This is a genomic window from Saccharothrix sp. S26 (assembly GCF_021390395.1).
In the GTDB taxonomy this organism is placed as follows: domain Bacteria; phylum Actinomycetota; class Actinomycetes; order Mycobacteriales; family Pseudonocardiaceae; genus Actinosynnema.
On the sequence record NZ_JAJUWT010000002.1, the window covers coordinates 184,743 to 203,984 of the forward strand.

The window sequence follows — 19,242 nt, forward strand, 5'->3', positions numbered from 1 at the left end:
ATGGTGAGCGTCATCGGTGCAGGTGCGGGTCTGGGCGAGGTCAGCCCGACGCGCGAGGAGTTCCGCGAGCTCGCCGCCCAGCGGCGGGTCATCCCGGTGGTGCGGCGGCTGCTGGCGGACGCGGAGACGCCCGTCGGGCTGTACCGCAAGCTCGCGGCGGACCGGCCGGGCACGTTCCTGTTCGAGTCGGCCGAGAACGGCCGCTCCTGGTCGCGCTGGTCGTTCGTCGGCGCGCGCAGCGCGGGCGCGTTGACCGCGACCGGCGGCGAGGCGTTCTGGCTCGGACCGCACCCCGTCGGCCTGCCCGAGGGCGGTGACCCGCTGGTGGCGCTGCGCGAGACGATCGAGGTGCTGCGCACCGACCCGCTGCCCGGCCTGCCCCCGTTGACCGGCGGGATGGTCGGCTACATCGGCTACGACGCCGTGCGGCGGCTGGAGCGGCTGCCGTCGCTGGCCGAGGACGACCTGAAGGTGCCGGAGCTGGTGATGCTGCTGGCCACCGACCTGGCCGCGCTCGACCACCACGAGGGCACCGTCACGCTCATCGCCAACGCCATCAACTGGGACGACTCACCGGAACGGGTGGACGCCGCCTACGACGACGCGGTGGCCCGGCTCGACGCGATGACGCAGGACCTGCAGAGCCCCGCGCCGCCCACGGTCGCGGTGTTCGCCCGGCCCAAGCCGGAGTTCACCCGTCGCCGCACGCAGCAGGAGCACTACGCCGTGGTGGAGAAGGCCAAGGAGGCCATCCGGGCGGGTGAGGCGTTCCAGGTCGTGCTGTCGCAGCGGTTCGAGATGCGCACCACCGCCGACCCGCTCGACATCTACCGCGTGCTGCGCACGTCCAACCCCAGCCCGTACATGTACCTGCTGCGGCTGGACGACTTCGACATCGTCGGGTGCAGCCCGGAGTCGTTGGTGACGGTGCGCGACGGCAAGGCCACCACGCACCCGATCGCGGGCACCCGGTGGAGGGGCGTGGACGACGAGGAAGACGCCCTGCTGGAGAAGGACCTGCTGGCCGACCACAAGGAACGCGCCGAGCACCTGATGCTGGTCGACCTGGGCCGCAACGACCTGGGCCGGGTCTGCAAGCCCGGCTCGGTGACCGTGGTCGACTTCTTCAAGGTCGAGCGGTACAGCCACGTCATGCACATCGTCTCCACGGTCACCGGCGAGCTGGCCGAGGGCCGCACGGCGTTCGACGCGGTCGCGGCGTGCTTCCCGGCGGGCACCCTGTCCGGCGCGCCCAAGCCGCGCGCGATGGAGCTGATCGAGGAGCTGGAACCGACCCGCCGCGGCCTGTACGGCGGCGTCGTCGGCTACCTGGACTTCGCGGGCGACGCCGACACCGCGATCGCCATCCGCACCGCCCTGGTGCGCGACGGCGTGGCGTACGTGCAGGCCGGTGGCGGCATCGTGGCCGACTCGGACCCGGTCGCCGAGGACAACGAGTGCCTGAACAAGGCGGGCGCGGTGCTCTCGGCGGTCGCGACCGCGCAGACCATGGCCCCGGCGGTGGACCCGGCCCGTGTCTGACGAGTCGGCCGCCCGGCGTCCACTGTGGATCGTGGTGGCGCTGCTGCTGCTCGGCGCGCTGGCGTTGTGGGGCGCTTCGGCGCTGTCCTGGGACGCTTCGGCGGACCGAAGCGGCGGGGAGGTCGTGCCCGCGCTGACCCCGTTGGCGCTGCTCTTCCTGGCCGCCATCGCCGCCGTGGTGGCGTTGGGCGGCTGGGTGCGGCGGGTGCTGGGCGTGGTCGTGCTGCTGGCGGGCGCGGCAACGGCGTTCCAAGGGGTGGACGCCGACGGGCCCGTGACGGGGCGCGGCCTCGTGCTGCTGGGCGCGGCCCTGGCGGTCGCCGCGGGCGTACTGCTCGTCGTGCGCGGATCGGCCATGCCACGCCTGGGCGGCGGCTACCAGACGCCCGGCGCGGCCAAGCGGACCGCCGACCCGGAGCGGGAGCTGTGGAACGCCCTGGAACGCGGCGACGATCCCACGGAGCGGGACTGACCCCGCGCTGACGGCCCGCTGACGCGCCGACGCCGCACGTTTGCGCACGTCGGCTCGCAAGGGCCCTGGTCAACTGCGGGAACGTGCCCACCCGGTGGCCGGACGCGGTTCGCGGCGGGGTTAGCATCCTCGTGGCGGGAAGGGGAGCATGACGTGCGGGAGCTTGCGACTGAACCGGAAGGTCTGACGGAGTCGAGCGAGGTGCTCGGATGACCGTGCTGGAGTCGATCATCGAGGGCGTCCGCGAGGATCTCGCCGAGCGCGAGGCGGCACTGCCGTTCGACGTGCTCAGGGAGAAGGCGGCGAAGGTGCCGCCGCCGCAGGACGTGATGTCGATCCTGCGCTCGCCGGGCGTCGGCGTCATCGCCGAGGTGAAGCGGCGCAGCCCGTCCAAGGGGCAGCTGGCCGACATCCCCGAGCCCGCGGAGCTCGCCGTGCAGTACGAGCTGGGCGGCGCGCGGGCGATCAGCGTGCTGACCGAGCAACGCCGCTTCGGCGGGTCGCTCGAGGACTTCGACGCGGTGCGCGCGGCGGTGGGCGTGCCGCTGCTGCGCAAGGACTTCATCGTGAGCCCCTATCAGGTGCACGAGGCACGCCTGCACGGCGCGGACCTGGTGCTGCTGATCGTGGCGGCGCTGGAGCAGAACGCGCTGGTCTCCCTGCTCGACCGGGTGGAGTCGCTGGGCATGACGGCCCTGGTCGAGGTCCACACCGCCGAGGAGGCCGACCGCGCGTTGGAGGCGGGTGCGAGCGTCATCGGCGTGAACGCCCGCAACCTGCACACCCTGGAAGTGGACAAGGACGTGTTCGGGCGGATCGCGCCCGGCCTGCCCTTCGACACCATCAAGATCGCCGAGTCCGGCGTGACCGGCCCGGGCGACCTGATGTCGTACGCGGGCGCGGGCGCCGACGCGGTGCTGGTCGGCGAGAGCCTGGTGACCAGCGGCGACCCCAAGGTCGCGGTGAACAAGCTGGTGACGGCGGGGTCGCACCCCGCGTGTCCCCGGCCCAGCCGGTAAGACCCCGTAGGAGGAGAGCGCATGGCGCGCGGCCAGTTGGCTCCGACACCCCACGACCCGGACGAGCGGGGCCACTTCGGGCCGTGGGGCGGCCGGTTCATGCCGGAAGCGCTCATCGCCGCGGTGGACGAGCTCGCCGCGTTCTACGAGAAGGCGCGGGTCGACCCCGAGTTCCTCGACGAGTTCGCCCGGCTGCTGCGCGACTTCGCCGGGCGGCCGTCGCTGCTCACGGAGGCCCCGAAGTTCGCCGCCCACGCGGGCGGCGCGCGGATCTTCCTCAAGCGCGAGGACCTCAACCACACCGGCTCGCACAAGATCAACAACGTGCTGGGCCAGGCGCTGCTGACCAAGCGCATGGGCAAGAAGCGGGTCATCGCCGAGACCGGTGCGGGCCAGCACGGCGTCGCCACCGCCACCGCCTGCGCGCTGATGGGCCTGGACTGCGTCGTCTACATGGGCGAGGTCGACACCGAGCGGCAGGCGCTCAACGTGGCCCGGATGCGGCTGCTCGGCGCGCGGGTCATCCCGGTCAAGACCGGTTCGCGCACGCTCAAGGACGCCATCAACGAGGCGCTGCGCGACTGGGTCGCCAACGTCGACGACACGCACTACCTGCTCGGCACCGCCGCCGGGCCGCACCCGTTCCCGGTGCTCGTGCGCGACTTCCACCGGATCATCGGCATCGAGGCGCGCGAGCAGATCCTGGACAAGGCGGGCCGGCTGCCCGACGTCGTCGCCGCGTGCGTGGGCGGCGGGTCCAACGCCATCGGCATCTTCCACGGCTTCATCGACGACCCGTCCGTGCGGCTGGTCGGCCTGGAGCCCGGCGGCGACGGCATCGACACCGCCCGGCACGGCGCCACGCTCACCGCGGGCACACCCGGGTCGCTGCACGGCGCCATGTCCTACGTGCTGCAGGACGAAGACGGGCAGATCGCCGAGGCGCACTCCATCTCGGCCGGCCTGGACTACCCCGGCGTCGGCCCCGAGCACGCGTTCCTCAAGGACAGCGGACGGGCCGAGTACCGGCCGGTGACCGACGCCCAGGCGATGGAGGCGTTCGCGCTGCTGTCGCGCGAGGAGGGCATCATCCCGGCGGTCGAGTCGGCGCACGCCCTGGCCGGCGCGCTGGTGCTGGGCCGCGAGCTCGGCCCGGAGGGGTTGATCCTGGTCAACCTGTCCGGGCGCGGCGACAAGGACATGGACACCGCGATCAAGTGGTTCGGGCTGGGGGTGGAGTCGTGAGCAGGCTTGATCCGGTTTTCTCGGCTTGTCGGGCGGAGTCGCGGGCGGCCCTGATCGGGTACCTGCCCGCCGGGTACCCCACGGTCGAGGGCTCGAAGGACGTGCTGCGCACGATGGTGGCGTCCGGGTGCGACCTCGTGGAGGTCGGCTTGCCGTTCTCCGACCCGGTGATGGACGGCGTGACGATCCAGCGCGCGGCCGAGCAGGCGCTGCGCGGCGGGTTCCGGGTGCGCGACCTGTTCGGCGTGGTCGAGTCGGTGGCCGCGGCCGGTGGGCGCGCGGTCGTGATGACGTACTGGAACCCGGTGCTGGCCTACGGGGTGGACCGGTTCGCGCGCGACCTGGCGGCGGCCGGTGGGCTGGGCGTCATCACGCCCGACCTGGTGCCGGACGAGGGCGCTTCGTGGATCGAGGCGACGGACGCCCACGACCTGGACCGGATCTTCCTGGTCGCCCCGTCGTCCACGGAGGAGCGGATCTCGCTGACGGCCCGCTCGTCGCGCGGCTTCCTGTACGCGACGTCCGTGATGGGTGTGACCGGTGCGCGCGACGTGGTGTCGTCGGCGGCTCCGGCGCTGGTCAAGCGGGTGCGTGAGCACACGGACATGCCGATCGGCGTCGGCCTGGGCGTGCGCAACGGCGCTCAGGCGGCGGAGCTGGCGGCGTTCGCGGACGGCGTCATCGTGGGCTCGGCGTTCGTGTCCGCGGTGCAGGACGGGACGGTCGAAGCGCTGACGGTCGACTTGGCCAGCGGGGTGCGCCAAGCGGCAGCGTCCGTGTAGCACGCACGTTCGAGTGAACTAGTCCGTTCGGCGGTCTCAGCGCCTCGAAATTGTCGGTGTGCGTCGGCACCCTGGGCTCGTGATCAAGCTCATCCACGACCCGACGTGCGACACTGGCGTGCGTCGGGCTGCCCCCGGAGGTGATGACGCATGGCCCTGCCGGCGGAATACGGAACGACACTGGCCGACTACGAGTACTCCCACCCCCTGCTGGCACACGACGGGCCCTGGACGCTGGACGAAGTCATGGCGCTCCCGGAGGACTCGTCGCAGCGGGTCGAACTCGTCGACGGGTCGCTGATCATGAGCCCGATCGGCAACCTCCGCCACCAGCGCTTGCTCTTCCGCATCGCCGCGGCTCTCGACGTCGCCTGCCCGCCGGGGTTGGAGGCCCTCCCGGGGCTCAACCTCGAGATTTCCGGCACTCGGATGCTCATTCCGGACTTCACCGTCAACGTGGCAGGTGAAGAGGGCTTGCTTCTCCCGGCAGCGCAACTGGTAGTGGCGGGTGAGGTGCTGTCACCCAGCAACCGGGTCAACGACCTGGTGCTGAAGCGGAAGCTCTACGCCGATGCCGGTATTCCGTTCTACCTGGTCGTGGATCCGGAAGGCGGCGAGGTCACCGCGACGATGTTCGAGTTGCGGGCAGGGGAGTACGTGGAGGCTGCACTCAGTGAGGGCGGCGTGCTGAAGCTGGAACGACCCTTCCCGGTAACAATCGAGCTGTCGTCGTAGGACGAACGGCCGCACCCACTACGGTGGTGGCCGTGGTGACGACTTACCTCGCGACGATCCCCAGCCCCGACCAGGGCGTGTGGCAACTGGGACCGATCCCGATCCGCGCCTACGCGCTGTGCATCATCCTCGGCATCATCCTGGCCATCTGGTGGGGTGAGCGCCGCTGGGTGGCGCGGGGCGGCCTGAAGGGCGAGGTCACCGACATCGCCGTCTTCGCGGTCCCGTTCGGCCTGGTCGGCGGGCGGCTCTACCACGTGGCGACGGACTACCACAAGTACTTCGGGGAGGGCCGCAACCCGCTCGAAGCCCTGGCCATCTGGAACGGCGGCCTGGGCATCTGGGGTGCCATCGCGCTCGGTGGCGTGGGCGCGTGGATCGGGTGCCGGCGCAAGGGCATCCCGCTGCCCGCGATGGCGGACGCGCTCGCGCCCGGCATCGTCGCCGCGCAGGCCATCGGCCGCCTCGGCAACTACTTCAACCAGGAGCTCTACGGCGGTCCCACCACGCTGCCGTGGGGCCTGGAGATCTACGAGCGCGTCGACCCGGACACCGGCTTCAAGGACGACCTGGGCGGCGTGGCGCTGGACCACACCCCGATCGAGATCGTGCACCCGACGTTCCTCTACGAGCTGCTGTGGAACCTCGGCGTGGCGCTGCTCATCGTGTGGGCCGACCGGAAGTTCCGGCTCGGCCACGGCCGCGTGTTCGCGCTGTACGTCGCGGGCTACACGGCCGGCCGGTTCTGGATCGAGCTCATGCGCACCGACCCGGCCACCGAGGTGTTCGGGCTGCGGATCAACGTCATCACCTCGGTCGTGGTGTTCCTCGGCGCGGTCGCCTACTTCCTGCTCGCCGCGAAGAGGGGCCCCCGCGAGGTCATCGTGCGCGAGGACCCGTCCGCCTCGACCGAGACGCCCGACTCCCCGCGCGCGAGCGGGGCCGAACCGGAGACCGACGCCGAGGGGACGACCGTCCCCGACACGAAGGCCGCGCCCGAGAAGCCCGCGGACACCGGCGACAAGCCGGACCAGTAGGGGCCATGCGCATCCTCGTCGTCGAAGATGACGACCGGGTGGCGCGTGGGCTGCTCATCGCGCTGCGGCACGCCGGCTACGAGGTCCACCGCGTGGGCACGGCCGCCGCGGCGCTGACCGCACCACCGGCGGACGTCGTGCTGCTCGACCTGGGCCTGCCCGACGGCGACGGCCTCGACGTGCTGCGCGAACTCCGCCACCGCACCGGCACCGCGATCATCACCGTCACCGCCCGCGGCGAGGAGCGCGAACGCGTGCTCGGCCTGCGCCTCGGCGCGGACGACTACGTGGTCAAGCCGTTCGGCACCGCCGAGCTGCTGGCCCGCATCGAAGCCGTGCTCCGCCGCACCCGCGCGGCCCGTGCCGCCGCACGCGAGCACGAGATCACGCTCGGCCCGCTCACCCTCGACCCGGCGGGCCGCGAAGCCAGGATCAACGGCGAACCGGTGCCGCTGACCCGCAAGGAGTTCGACCTGCTCGCCCTGCTGGTCGGCCGCGCGGGCACCGTCGTGAGCCGTGACCTGATCGTGGACCAGGTGTGGCAGGCGCACTGGGAAGCACCGTCACGCACCCTGGACACCCACATCGCCGCGCTGCGCGGCAAGCTCGGCGACGCGGTGCGCATCGAGACGATCCGGGGTGTGGGCTACCGGGTGGCAGCCCACACCTGACCGCCGGTCACCACACGTGGGCGACGTCCACCACGACCCGGTTGCTCAGCGTGAACACCCGGAACGGCAGCAGGGCCCGCACACCGAGCCCGACCGTCGTCTGCCCCTCGAACGACCCGGCCCACGCGACCTGCCGGAACGTCTGGTAGCCCGTGACGTCGACCAGCTCCGCCGCGTTCGCGTAGGTGTAGGTCGGGTTGCCGTCCTGGTCGTAGGCCGGCGAGTGCACCGTGATCTGCAACTTCGCGCCGCCCCGCAACGGCACCGGCTTGCCCGACCCCTCGTGGGTCACCTCGGGCACGTACTGCACCGTGTAGCCGTCGTTGACGCCGGCGAAGTCGAACACCAGCCGGTCGTAGCACTCCTGCCGGCCCGCCCGGATGTTCGTCAGCAACCCGGCCGTGGTCTGGGACGCGTACTTCGCGCCCGAGCCCCAGTCGACCGGCGTGCAGGCGGACCGGGCGGCCGACGCCGTCACCGGTGCCACCACGGCGAACGCGGTCACCGCCGCGAGCAACACCGCAACCTTGCGTAGCATGCTCATTCCCCCTTCCGCGGGCCGGAACAGCCCGCACCCACTATGACGCACGTCACTCCGGGAGGTTGCTTCCGCGTGCTGCGCCGCCTGCTGGTCCTCATCGTGCCGCTGTTGGTCGCCCTGGTCGCGGCCCTCGGCGTGCCGCTGGCGTTCGCGGTCGTGCAGCGGGAGAGCCAGGAGACCTACCTCGACCGGTTGGGTGACGCGAGCCGGTTCGCGTCGCTGGCGGAGAACGCCCTGGCCTCGGGCCGCCTGACCGCGTTGCGCGAGGAGCTGGTCCGTTACGACCAGCTCTACGGCATCTCGGCGGCCCTGGTCGGCACCGACGGCACGGTGCTGGAGTCGTCACGCACCCCGTTCCCGTTGACCGACGAGCACGTCGAGGTGGGCCTGCGGGCGGCGTTCGGCGGCTACCGGGGTGAGACCGACCAGTCGGTGTGGCCGTGGGAGGAGGTGAACCTCGTCGTGGTCGAGCCGGTGGGCCGCGACAGCGAGGTCGTGGCCGCCGTCGTGACGATCTCCCCGACCGGCGGCCTGCGTTCGGCGATCCTGCGCCAGTGGGGCGTGCTGGCGTTGATCGGCCTGATCCCCATGCTGGGCGTGGTCGCGGTCGCGTGGCCGATGTCGCGCTGGGTCCTGCGCCCGGTCCGCACCCTGGACGAGGCCACCGCCGCCGTCGCGGGCGGCCGGCTCGACGCCCGCGCGGACGAGCTGGGCGGCCCCCCGGAACTGCGCCGGCTGGCCGCGAGCTTCAACGCGATGGTCGACGTCGTCGGCCGGGCCCTGCGCCGGCAACGCGCGTTCGTCGCCGACGCCTCCCACCAGCTGCGCAACCCCTTGGCCAGCCTGCGCCTCGCGGTCGACAACCTGGCACACCACGTCACCGACGACGAGGGCCGTGAGGCGCAGCGCATCGCCGTCGACGAGGCCGAGGAAATGGGCCGCGTCCTGGACGCCCTCCTGGCCGCCACGCGCCTCGACAGCGCATCCGCCGCCGAACCGGTCGACCTGGACGGCCTGCTCGCCACCCACGTCCCCGGCTGGCGCGCGTTGGCCGGCGACATGCGCCTGGAGGTCGACGTCCCACCGGGCCTGCGCGTCCTCGAACCACCGGGCGGCCTGGGCAGCGTGCTGGACGAACTGGTCGGCAACGCCATCCGCCTCTCCGGCGGCACCGCGGTGAAGATCTGGGCCACCCCCACCAACGACCACGTGGAACTCCACGTGACCGACGACGGCACGGGCCTCTCGGCCGACGAACGCTCCGCCGCCCTGAGCCGCTTCTGGCGCGCACCCCGCCACCAGAACATCCCCGGCACCGGCCTGGGCCTGGCCATCTGCGCCGAACTGATCGAATCGGCCGGCGGCCACCTGACCCTGCACCCAGCCGACCCCCACGGCCTGGACGCCACCATCCACCTCCGCACCTGAGCCACCCAGGCACTCAGGCACTCAGGCACTCAGGCACTCAGGCACTCAGGCACTCAGGCACTCAGGCACTCAGCTTGAGCCTGCTCAAACGCCGACCACCAGCTCAACGCCCTGTCCGCGGCGGGCCGGGGTCCGTCGATCGTCGTGCGGGGTCGCGGCTCGTGCAGGCGACCAGCGGCGCATCCCCGAGCCGCCCGACCGCCTGCCTGAGCCCTCACCCCGCCCGGCCCACCCGCCCGACCCACCCGCGTATGCACCGCCCTCGCCAAGCCCAGCCGGTGCCGAGCCCAGTCGGTGCCGAGCCCAGTCGGTGCCGAGCCCAGTCGGTGCCGAGCCCAGTCGGTGCCGAGCCCAGTCGGTGCCCAGCCCAGTCGGTGACCCAGCCCAGTCGGTGACCCAGCCCAGTCGGTGACCCAGCCCAGTCGGTGACCCAGCCCAGTCGGTGACCCAGCCCAGTCGGTGACCCAGCCCAGTCGGTGACCCAGCCCAGTCGGTGACCCAGCTCAGCCCAACCGCTGCCCAGCCCAACCGCTGCCCAGCCGCTGTGTGCGGTCGGCCGTGGGGCTGCTGGGTCGCGAGCGCCTGCGGTCCGCGCGGGGGCGGGTGCCTGTGGGTGCGCGTCGCGGGGCGCGGGGGCGTGTCGTGCGGTGTGGGGGTGGTGCGTGTGGGGCGGGGCGTGCGGTGTGTGGCTGGCGTTCGGGCGTTCGGGCGGTGTCGAGTCGGGCGGGTGCCTTGGCTGTCGGTTGCGCTTGGGGGTGGGCTGGTGCTGGCGCTGGCCGTGGGTGCCGCCTCCTTCTTTCCCGGCAACGTCAATGGTATGGGGAAAGTTTCGGGATTCTTGGGGTTTCGCACCTATGGGTGATCATCAGTGAGGCGGTGCAACCTGGGGGTGGCCGGGTGGCATTGGGTATGGCGGGTCAGCGCTTGGTGGAGCGGAACCAGCGTTCTGCGCCCCGGTGCAGGGGGACTTGGCCCGTGGCGATGCCCGTTCGGACGTTGATCCGGCTGGCTTCCGGGTGGCCCGCGGCGATCCGGGATGACTGGGTGAACACCGTGCGGGTCACCACCTCTACCACGTCGGCGTCCAGGGAGGTCCTCGCCAGCAGCAGGTTCGGCACCGCGAACGTGTGGCACGGGCCCAAGTTGCCGTAGGTGGTGGCGGGGATGGTGGCCGGGACGTAGGGCCCCGGGTAGGCCTCGGCCAGTTTCTCGGCCTCGGCGGGCAGGTCGAGCAGGCGCAACGGGAACCGGCCCAGGTTGTCCGCGATGGCGGGCGTGGGGATGCCGGTCAGGGCCAGGAACGCGTCCAGCGAGCCGGCGATCAGCTCCTCGGCGGCGTCGGCGTGGGCCATCCGGCGCGCGTCCACCTCGATCCCCAGCAACGACAGCAGCCTCGTCGCGGTGAACTCCGTGCCCGACTCCGACGGCCCGAACGACACCGGCCGCCCGGCCAGGTCGGACAACGTCCGCAACGGCGAGTTCGCGGGCACGGCGACCTGCATGAAGCTGTCGTAGAGCCGACCCACCGCGCTGATGCCGCCCGGATCCTCGGCGCTGAGCAACGCGCCGTCCACCAGAGGATCCAAAGAGGACAGTCCGAGGTGGACCTCCCCGGACCGCAGCAGCCGGACGTTCTCCACCGACGCGGCGGTCTGCCGCTCCACGACCCGGGTCGACGGCAGCTCGTCGGCCAGTGCCGCGGCCAGCGCGCCGCCGATCTCGCGGAACACCGCGCCGTCCGGCCCGGTCGCCAGGACGAGCTCGGCCAACTCGGGCGGGGTGGTGGACGTGCAGCCGGCCACCCAGCCGGGCACGGCCGCGACCGCCGCGGCACGCAGCACCGAACGCCGGGACACCTGCACGAACAGCAGCGTAACCCCACCCCTCCGGGTGAACGGGGTGTTACGTCAGAGGGATCTGAAGTTTCCGCCGCACGCCTTGTCGCGGCGGCGGGCTGTGCTCAGGATCACGAACCAACTCCCAACGGTCCCCCTTTGGAGGAGACGTGGTCAGCGCGCAAACACGTGAGCGCAAACCGATCTACAAGCACCTCTACTTCTGGGTGTTGGTGTCGATCGTGCTGGGCGTGATCGTCGGGTACGCGTTCCCGGCCCAGGCCTCGGGCATGAAGTGGCTGGCCGACTTCTTCATCGCGCTGGTGAAGGTGGTCATCGCGCCGACGATCTTCTGCACGGTCGTGGTCGGCATCGCGGGCCTGGGCAACCTGGCCAAGGCGGGCGGCCTCGCGCTGCGGACCATCCTGTACTTCACCGCGATGACGACGGTCGCGCTGGCGATCGGCCTGATCGTGGTCAACCTGGTCCAGCCGGGCCACCACGGCGCGTCCATCCCGATCAACGACGGCGCGGCGGAGAAGACGCTCGCCGACGCCAAGACCGCCGAGACCGGCGTCACGGGCTTCATCCTCGGCCTGGTGCCGAAGTCGTTCCTGGGCGCGTTCACCGACGGCCAGTTGATCCAGGTGCTGGTGGTCGCGATCCTGGTCGCGGTGGCCGTGGCGGGCATGGGCAAGCGCGGCGAGAAGGTCGTGTCGGCGCTGGACACGACGGCCAAGGTGATGTTCGGCGTCATCAAGATCGTCATGTACGCGGCCCCGATCGGCGCGTTCGGCGGCATCGCCTACACGATCGGCAAGTTCGGCGGCTCGATCCTGGGCAAGCTGGCGTGGCTGATGGGCTCGTTCTACGCGACCTGCCTGCTGTTCGTGCTGGTGGTGCTGGGCGGGGTGGCGCTGTACGCCGGGTTCTCGATCTTCAAGTTCCTCCGCTACATCAAGGACGAGCTGCTGATCGTGCTGGGCACGTCGTCGTCGGAGACGGTGCTGCCGCGGATGCTGGTGAAGCTGGAGGCGGCGGGAGCGGACAAGTCGGTGGTCGGCCTGACCATCCCGACCGGCTACTCGTTCAACCTCGACGGCACGTGCATCTACCTGACCATGGGCGCGATCTTCATCGCCCAGGCGACCGGCACGGACGTCGGCCTGGGCACCCAGATCGGGCTGCTGCTGTTCATGCTGCTGGCCAGCAAGGGCGCGGCGGGCGTCACGGGCGCGGGCCTGGTCACGCTGGCGGCGTCGCTGAGCGCGTTCGAGGGCAACAGCGCCATCCCGGCGGTCGGCATCGCCCTGATCGTGGGCATCGACCGGTTCATGTCCGAGGCGCGGGCCATCACCAACGTCATCGGCAACGGCGTCGGCACCCTCGTGGTGGCACGGTGGCAGGGCCAGTTGGACCGCGAGCGGTTGCGCGAAGTGATGGACAACCCGTCTCAGATCGACGTGGACGCCCTCATGGAACGCCAGCACGGTGACGAGGTCGTCACGGAGCGTGAACCGGCGGCCGTCGGCACGCGCTGAGGTCGGGCCGCAGAGCCCCTGTGCCGGTCGCGGCACGGGGGCTCACCTGCGGGTTCGTCCAGACTCCCGGTATGCCGGGCAGTGTCGGCCGGCTCTCACCAGCGCGCGCGGGGGGTCGTGCTCGGTTATGCTTAACAACGCGTAACAAGGCCGGCCGGGGTATCGCTCGGACCGGTCGAATCGTTACCAGTCGCCGACCGAGATCACCCGAAGGATGGTGTGGATCCGTTTCGCGACTGTTAAAGTCTCGTCAACACGCGGGCCATCGTCGTCCCGTGCCCAGCACCCGGATTCCAGGACCTGGACACGAGGACTCGTTCTTTCACCAAGGACGACGAAGGAGGTCTGCGCAGTGATCTTCTCCGCCATCCCGTCCCCGCAGGGGCTCTACGACCCCGCCGCGGAACGTGACGCTTGCGGTGTGGCGATGGTCGCCGACATCAAGGGCCGGCGCTCGCACGACATCGTCGTCGACGCGCTCACCGCGCTGGCCAACCTGGAACACCGAGGTGCCGCGGGCGCCGAACCGACCAGCGGCGACGGCGCCGGGATCCTGCTGCAACTGCCCGACGCGTTCCTGCGCGACGTGCTGGACTTCGAGCTGCCGGAGGCGGGCGCGTACGCCGCGGGCATCGCGTTCCTGCCCGCCGACGCCGAGCACCGCGCGAAGGCGGTCGCGCTGGCCGAGCGCGTCGCCGCCGAGGAGGGCCTCGAGGTCCTGGGTTGGCGCGACGTGCCCACGGCGGCCGACCACGCGGGCGTGGGCCCGACCGCCCGGTCGGTGATGCCGCACTTCGCGATGCTGTTCGTCACGAGCGAGACGGGCCGGCGGGGCGTCGAGCTGGACCGCCTCACGTTCGCCTTGCGCAAGCGGGTCGAGCACGAGAGCGCGGCGGCCGACGTCGGCACGTACTTCCCGTCGTTGTCGTCGCGCACGATCGTCTACAAGGGGATGCTGACCACGGGCCAACTGCCCGCGTTCTTCCCCGACCTGCGCGACGAGCGGCTGGCGAGCGCGATCGCCCTGGTCCACTCCCGCTTCTCCACGAACACGTTCCCGTCGTGGCCGCTGGCGCACCCGTTCCGGTACGTCGCCCACAACGGTGAGATCAACACCGTCCGGGGCAACCGGAACCGGATGCGGGCCCGCGAGGCGCTGCTGGCCTCCGACCTGATCCCGGGCGACCTGAGCAGGCTGTTCCCGATCTGCCACCCGGAGGGCTCGGACTCGGCGAGCTTCGACGAGGTGCTGGAGCTGCTGCACCTGGGCGGCCGGAGCCTGCCGCACGCGGTGCTGATGATGATCCCGGAGGCGTGGGAGAACCACACCTCGATGGACCCGAAGCGCCGCGCGTTCTACGAGTTCCACGCGAGCCTGATGGAGCCGTGGGACGGCCCGGCGTGCGTGACGTTCACCGACGGTTCGCTGGTCGGCGCGGTGCTCGACCGCAACGGCCTGCGCCCGGCCCGTTGGTGGCAGACCGCCGACGGCCGCGTGGTGCTGGCCTCGGAGACCGGTGTGCTCGACGTGCCCGCCGACCAGGTCGTGGCGAAGGGCCGGTTGCAGCCGGGCCGCATGTTCCTGGTCGACACGGTCGAGGGTCGCCTGGTCGAGGACGACGAGGTCAAGTCGAAGCTGGCCGACGAGCTGCCCTACGACGAGTGGCTGCACGCGGGCCTGCTGGAGCTGGCCGACCTGGCCGACCGCGAGCACGTGGTGCAGAGCCACGAGTCCGTGGTGCGCCGCCAGCTCACGTTCGGCTACACCGAGGAGGAGCTCCGGATCCTGCTCGCCCCGATGTCCACCAACGGCGCGGAGCCGCTGGGCTCGATGGGCACCGACACCCCGGTGGCGGCGCTCTCGCAGCGCTCCCGGCTGCTCTACGACTACTTCGTGCAGAACTTCGCCCAGGTCACGAACCCGCCGCTGGACGCGATCCGCGAGGAGATCGTCACCAGCGTGTCGCGGGTGATGGGCCCGGAGCAGAACCTGCTGGAGCCGGGCCCGGTCAGCTGCCGGCACATCAAGCTGACCTACCCGGTGATCGACAACGACGAGCTGGCCAAGCTCATCCACATCAACGACGACGGCGACCTGCCGGGATTCGCCTGCACCGTCCTATCCGGACTGTACGAAGTGGACGGCGGCGGCGCGGCGCTGGCCGCGGCGATCGAGCGGGTGCGCCGCGAGGCGTCCGAGGCGATCGCGAACGGCGCGCGCACGCTCGTGCTGTCCGACCGCGACTCCGACCACCGGATGGCCCCCATCCCGTCGCTGCTGCTGGTCTCCGCGGTGCACCACCACCTGGTGCGCACCAAGGAGCGGCTGCGCGTGGCGCTGGTCGTGGAGTCCGGTGACGCCCGCGAGGTGCACCACATCGCCGCGCTGCTGAGCTACGGCGCGGCCGCGGTGAACCCGTACCTGGCGTTCGAGACGATCGAAGACATGATCAGCACCGGCGCGGTGACCGGCATCGAGCCGCGCAAGGCCGTGCGGAACTATGTGACGGCCCTGGTCAAGGGCACGCTGAAGATCATGTCGAAGATGGGCATCTCGACCGTCGGCGCGTACACGGCGGCACAGGTGTTCGAGGCCGTCGGCCTGTCGAAGGAGCTGCTGGACGAGTACTTCACCGGCACGGTGTCCAAGCTCGGCGGCGCGGACCTCGACGTGCTGGCCGAGGAGGTCGCGCAGCGCCACCGCCGCGCCCACCCGGACAACCCGACCGACCGGGCGCACCGCAGGCTGGAGGTGGGCGGCGAGTACGCCTACCGCCGCGAGGGCGAGCTGCACCTGTTCACGCCGGAGACGGTGTTCCTGCTCCAGCACGCCACCAAGACCGGTCGGGAAGAGGTCTACCGGCGCTACACCGACGAGGTGGAGAAGCTGGCCCGCCAGGGCGGCCTGCTGCGCGGCCTGTTCTCGTTCCGCACCGAGGGCCGCACGCCCGTTCCGATCGACGAGGTCGAGCCGGTCTCCTCGATCGTCAAGCGGTTCAACACCGGCGCGATGTCCTACGGGTCGATCTCCGCGGAGGCGCACGAGACGCTGGCCATCGCGATGAACCGGCTCGGCGGCCGGTCCAACAGCGGCGAGGGCGGCGAGGACCCCGAGCGCCTGTACGACCCGGAGCGGCGCAGCGCGGTCAAGCAGGTCGCGTCCGGCCGGTTCGGCGTCACCAGCGAGTACCTGGTCAACGCCAGCGACATCCAGATCAAGATGGCGCAGGGCGCGAAGCCCGGCGAGGGCGGCCAACTGCCCGGCTACAAGGTGTACCCGTGGATCGCGCGGACCCGGCACTCCACGCCGGGCGTCGGCCTGATCTCGCCGCCGCCGCACCACGACATCTACTCGATCGAGGACCTGGCGCAGCTCATCCACGACCTGAAGAACGCCAACGAGCAGGCCCGCGTGCACGTGAAGCTGGTCAGCGAGGTCGGCGTCGGCACGGTCGCCGCGGGTGTGGCGAAGGCGCACGCGGACGTGGTGCTGATTTCCGGCCACGACGGCGGCACCGGCGCGTCGCCGCTGAACTCGCTCAAGCACGCGGGCACGCCGTGGGAGATCGGCCTGGCCGAGACCCAGCAGACGTTGCTGCTCAACGGGTTGCGCGACCGGATCACGGTGCAGGTCGACGGCGCGATGCGCACCGGCCGGGACGTGGTGGTCGCCGCGCTGCTGGGCGCGGAGGAGTTCGGCTTCGCGACCGCGCCGCTGATCGTCGAGGGCTGCATCATGATGCGCGTCTGCCACCTGGACACGTGCCCGGTCGGCATCGCCACGCAGAACCCCGAACTGCGCAAGCGCTTCACCGGCCAGGTCGACCACGTGGTCAACTTCTTCCACTTCGTCGCGCAGGAAGTCCGGGAACTGCTGGCCTCACTGGGTTTCCGCACGATCGACGAGGCCGTGGGCCACGCCGAGCTGCTCAAGACCGACGAGGCCGTCGAGCACTGGAAGGCGGCCGGGCTGGACCTGACGCCGGTGTTCGAGGTGCCCGAGACGCCTTACCGCACGGCCAAGCGCAAGGTCCGCGAGCAGGACCACGGCCTGGCGCAGGCGCTGGACCGCACGCTGCTCCAACTCGCCGACGCGGCGCTCAACGACGCCCGCCCGGTGCGGCTGGAACTGCCGTTGCGCAACGTCAACCGCACCGTCGGCACGCTGCTCGGCGCGGAGGTCACCCGCCGGTTCGGCGGCGACGGGCTGCCCGACGACACGATCCACGTGACGTTCACCGGTTCGGCGGGCCAGTCGCTGGGCGCGTTCATCCCGCGCGGCGTCACGCTGGAGATGATCGGCGACGCCAACGACTACGTCGGCAAGGGCCTGTCCGGCGGCCGGATCATCGTGCGGCCGCACCCGGACGCGCCGTTCGCCGCCGAGCAGCAGGTCATCGCGGGCAACGTGATCGGCTACGGCGCCACGTCCGGCGAGATCTTCCTGCGCGGACGGGTCGGCGAGCGGTTCTGCGTGCGCAACTCGGGCGCGCTGGCCGTGGCCGAGGGCGTGGGCGACCACGCGTTCGAGTACATGACCGGCGGCCGGGCCGTGGTGCTCGGGCCGACCGGCCGCAACCTGGCCGCGGGCATGTCCGGCGGCATCGCGTACGTGCTGGAACTCGACCCGGCCGCGGTCAACACCGCGATGGTCGAGCTCCAGCGGCCCGGCGCGGAGGACCTGCGCTGGCTGCGCGAGGTGGTGGAGCGCCACCACCAGCTCACCGGTTCGGCGGTGGCCGCGTCGCTGCTCGGCGACTGGCCCCGGCGTTCCGCGTCGTTCACCAAGGTCATGCCCGGTGACTACCAGCGCGTGCTCGAAGCGATGAGGCTCGCCCGCGCGGAGGGCAGGGACGTCGACCAGGCGATCATGGAGGCATCCCGTGGCTGACCCGTACGGTTTCCTCAAGCACTCCCGGTCCGAGCCGAAGAAGCGGCCCGCCGCCGAGCGGCTCGGCGACTGGAACGAGGTGTACCTCGACGTGCCCGCCGAGCAGCGGGACGCGGAGGTGCGCACGCAGGCGACGCGCTGCATGGACTGCGGCATCCCGTTCTGCCACTCCGGGTCGGCCGGGTGCCCGCTGGGCAACCTGATCCCCGAGTGGAACGACCTGGTGCGCCGGGGCGACTGGGAGACCGCGTCGGACCGGCTGCACGCGACGAACAACTTCCCCGAGTTCACCGGCCGGCTGTGCCCCGCGCCGTGCGAGGCGGCGTGCGTGCTGTCGATCAGCCACGACGCGGGCGGCCCGGTCGCGATCAAGCGGGTCGAGCAGGCCATCGCCGACGTGTCGTGGGACCAGGGGCTGGTCAAGCCGACGCAGTCGCAGGTGTCGTCGGGCCGCAAGGTCGCGGTCGTCGGGTCCGGCCCGGCCGGGCTGGCCGCGGCGCAGCAGCTGACGCGCGCGGGCCACGAGGTCACCGTGTTCGAGCGGGACGACCGGCTCGGCGGGCTGCTCCGCTACGGCATCCCCGAGTTCAAGATGGAGAAGAAGGTCCTCGACCGGCGGCTCGCGCAGCTCCGCAAGGAGGGCACGAAGTTCGTCACCGGCTGCGAGGTCGGGGTGGACCTCACCGTGGAGGAGCTGCGGGCGCGGTTCGACGCGGTGGTGCTCGCGGTCGGCGCGCTGCGCGGCCGTGACGACACGACCACGCCGGGGCGTTCCCTCGATGGCATCCACCTGGCGATGGAGCACCTCGTGCCGGCGAACCGGGCGTGCGAGGGCGACGGCCCGGCCGGGATCGACGCGGCCGGCAAGCACGTCGTGATCATCGGCGGCGGCGACACCGGCGCGGACTGCTACGGCACGGCGTCGCGGCAGGGCGCGGCCTCGGTGCTGCAGCTCGACCAGTACCCGATGCCACCGTCCACTCGGGACGACGCGCGCTCGCCGTGGCCGACGTGGCCCTGGATCCTGCGCACGTACCCCGCGCACGAGGAGGCGGGGGAGCGGAAGTTCGCCGTCGCGGTGGAGAAGTTCATCGGCGACGACGACGGGCACGTGCGGCAGATCCAACTGCGCAAGGTGCGCGTGGAGAAGGACGCCTCCGGCCGCCGCCAGGTCGTGCCGACGTCCGAAGAGGTCGAGGTGCTGCCGGCGGACCTCGTGCTGCTGGCCATCGGCTTCGAGGGCGTCGAGCACATGCGGCTGCTGGACGAGCTGGGCATCCAGCTCACCTCGCGCGGCACGATCTCGTGCGGCTCGGACTGGCAGACCCAGTCGCCCGGCGTGTTCGTCTGCGGTGACGCGCACCGGGGCGCTTCGCTGGTCGTGTGGGCGATCGCGGAGGGCCGTTCGGTGGCCAACGCGGTGGACCGCTACCTGACCGGCTCGTCGGACCTGCCGTCCCCGGTGATCCCCAACATGCTCCCGCTGGCCGTCGTGTAACCCCC

14 protein-coding genes are annotated in these 19,242 nt (G+C 71.6%); 12 read left to right on the plus strand and 2 right to left on the minus strand.

Features of this window, described 5'->3' with window-relative positions; all coding sequences use genetic code 11:
* From LZG04_RS03365 to LZG04_RS03400, 8 genes are all read left to right on the plus strand, one after another.
* On the plus strand, positions 1-1,542 hold the full coding sequence (locus tag LZG04_RS03365; RefSeq protein WP_233812960.1) for an anthranilate synthase component I: 1,542 nt from the start codon (positions 1-3) through the stop codon (positions 1,540-1,542).
* Positions 1,535-2,014, plus strand: coding sequence for a Trp biosynthesis-associated membrane protein (locus LZG04_RS03370; RefSeq protein WP_233812962.1), 480 nt, complete (start codon positions 1,535-1,537; stop codon positions 2,012-2,014). Before LZG04_RS03365 ends, LZG04_RS03370 begins: the two co-directional genes overlap by 8 nt.
* A gap of 209 nt (positions 2,015-2,223) precedes the next feature.
* Positions 2,224-3,033: an indole-3-glycerol phosphate synthase TrpC gene (trpC, locus tag LZG04_RS03375; RefSeq protein ID WP_233812964.1), complete on the plus strand. Its 810-nt coding sequence runs from the start codon at positions 2,224-2,226 to the stop codon at positions 3,031-3,033.
* 21 nt (positions 3,034-3,054) lie between these two features.
* Positions 3,055-4,278 carry a tryptophan synthase subunit beta gene (gene trpB / locus LZG04_RS03380; RefSeq protein WP_233812966.1) on the plus strand — a complete coding sequence of 408 codons (1,224 nt, stop codon included), beginning with the start codon at positions 3,055-3,057 and terminating at the stop codon, positions 4,276-4,278.
* The gene (gene trpA, locus LZG04_RS03385; RefSeq protein ID WP_233812968.1) at positions 4,275-5,060 is read left to right on the plus strand and encodes a tryptophan synthase subunit alpha; all 786 of its coding nucleotides are present in this window, start codon (positions 4,275-4,277) and stop codon (positions 5,058-5,060) included. Before trpB ends, trpA begins: the two co-directional genes overlap by 4 nt.
* 150 nt (positions 5,061-5,210) lie before the next feature.
* Positions 5,211-5,795: a Uma2 family endonuclease gene (locus LZG04_RS03390; protein WP_233812970.1), complete on the plus strand. Its 585-nt coding sequence runs from the start codon at positions 5,211-5,213 to the stop codon at positions 5,793-5,795.
* Positions 5,796-5,830: 35 nt separating this feature from the next.
* Positions 5,831-6,832 (plus strand): prolipoprotein diacylglyceryl transferase, encoded by a 1,002-nt coding sequence (gene lgt, locus LZG04_RS03395; RefSeq protein WP_233812972.1) that lies wholly within the window; start codon positions 5,831-5,833, stop codon positions 6,830-6,832.
* Between the two features lie 5 nt (positions 6,833-6,837).
* Positions 6,838-7,503 (plus strand): response regulator transcription factor, encoded by a 666-nt coding sequence (locus LZG04_RS03400; protein WP_233812974.1) that lies wholly within the window; start codon positions 6,838-6,840, stop codon positions 7,501-7,503.
* A 7-nt stretch (positions 7,504-7,510) separates the two neighbouring features.
* On the opposite strand, the gene LZG04_RS03405 is transcribed toward LZG04_RS03400, so the two are convergent.
* The gene (locus LZG04_RS03405) at positions 7,511-8,041 is read right to left on the minus strand and encodes a hypothetical protein (RefSeq protein ID WP_233812976.1); all 531 of its coding nucleotides are present in this window, start codon (positions 8,039-8,041) and stop codon (positions 7,511-7,513) included.
* 75 nt (positions 8,042-8,116) lie between these two features.
* Here LZG04_RS03405 and LZG04_RS03410 point away from each other — a divergent pair, with 75 nt between their 5' ends.
* Positions 8,117-9,472, plus strand: a complete 1,356-nt coding sequence (locus LZG04_RS03410; RefSeq protein ID WP_233812978.1) for a HAMP domain-containing sensor histidine kinase — start codon at positions 8,117-8,119, stop codon at positions 9,470-9,472.
* Between the two features lie 917 nt (positions 9,473-10,389).
* Here LZG04_RS03410 and LZG04_RS03415 read toward each other — a convergent pair.
* A complete protein-coding gene (locus tag LZG04_RS03415) occupies positions 10,390-11,334 on the minus strand; it encodes a TAXI family TRAP transporter solute-binding subunit (RefSeq protein ID WP_233812980.1) in 945 nt (314 codons plus the stop codon).
* A 143-nt stretch (positions 11,335-11,477) separates the two neighbouring features.
* Between LZG04_RS03415 and dctA the strand changes: the two genes are divergently transcribed.
* From dctA to LZG04_RS03430, 3 genes are all read left to right on the plus strand, one after another.
* Entirely contained in the window at positions 11,478-12,848 is a 1,371-nt protein-coding gene (gene dctA / locus LZG04_RS03420) for a C4-dicarboxylate transporter DctA (RefSeq protein ID WP_233812982.1), read from the plus strand.
* Between the two features lie 352 nt (positions 12,849-13,200).
* Positions 13,201-17,739 carry a glutamate synthase large subunit gene (gltB, locus tag LZG04_RS03425; protein WP_233812984.1) on the plus strand — a complete coding sequence of 1,513 codons (4,539 nt, stop codon included), beginning with the start codon at positions 13,201-13,203 and terminating at the stop codon, positions 17,737-17,739.
* Positions 17,732-19,237 carry a glutamate synthase subunit beta gene (locus LZG04_RS03430; protein WP_233812986.1) on the plus strand — a complete coding sequence of 502 codons (1,506 nt, stop codon included), beginning with the start codon at positions 17,732-17,734 and terminating at the stop codon, positions 19,235-19,237. The genes gltB and LZG04_RS03430 overlap by 8 nt, the downstream gene beginning before the upstream one ends.
* Positions 19,238-19,242: the final 5 nt, after the last annotated feature.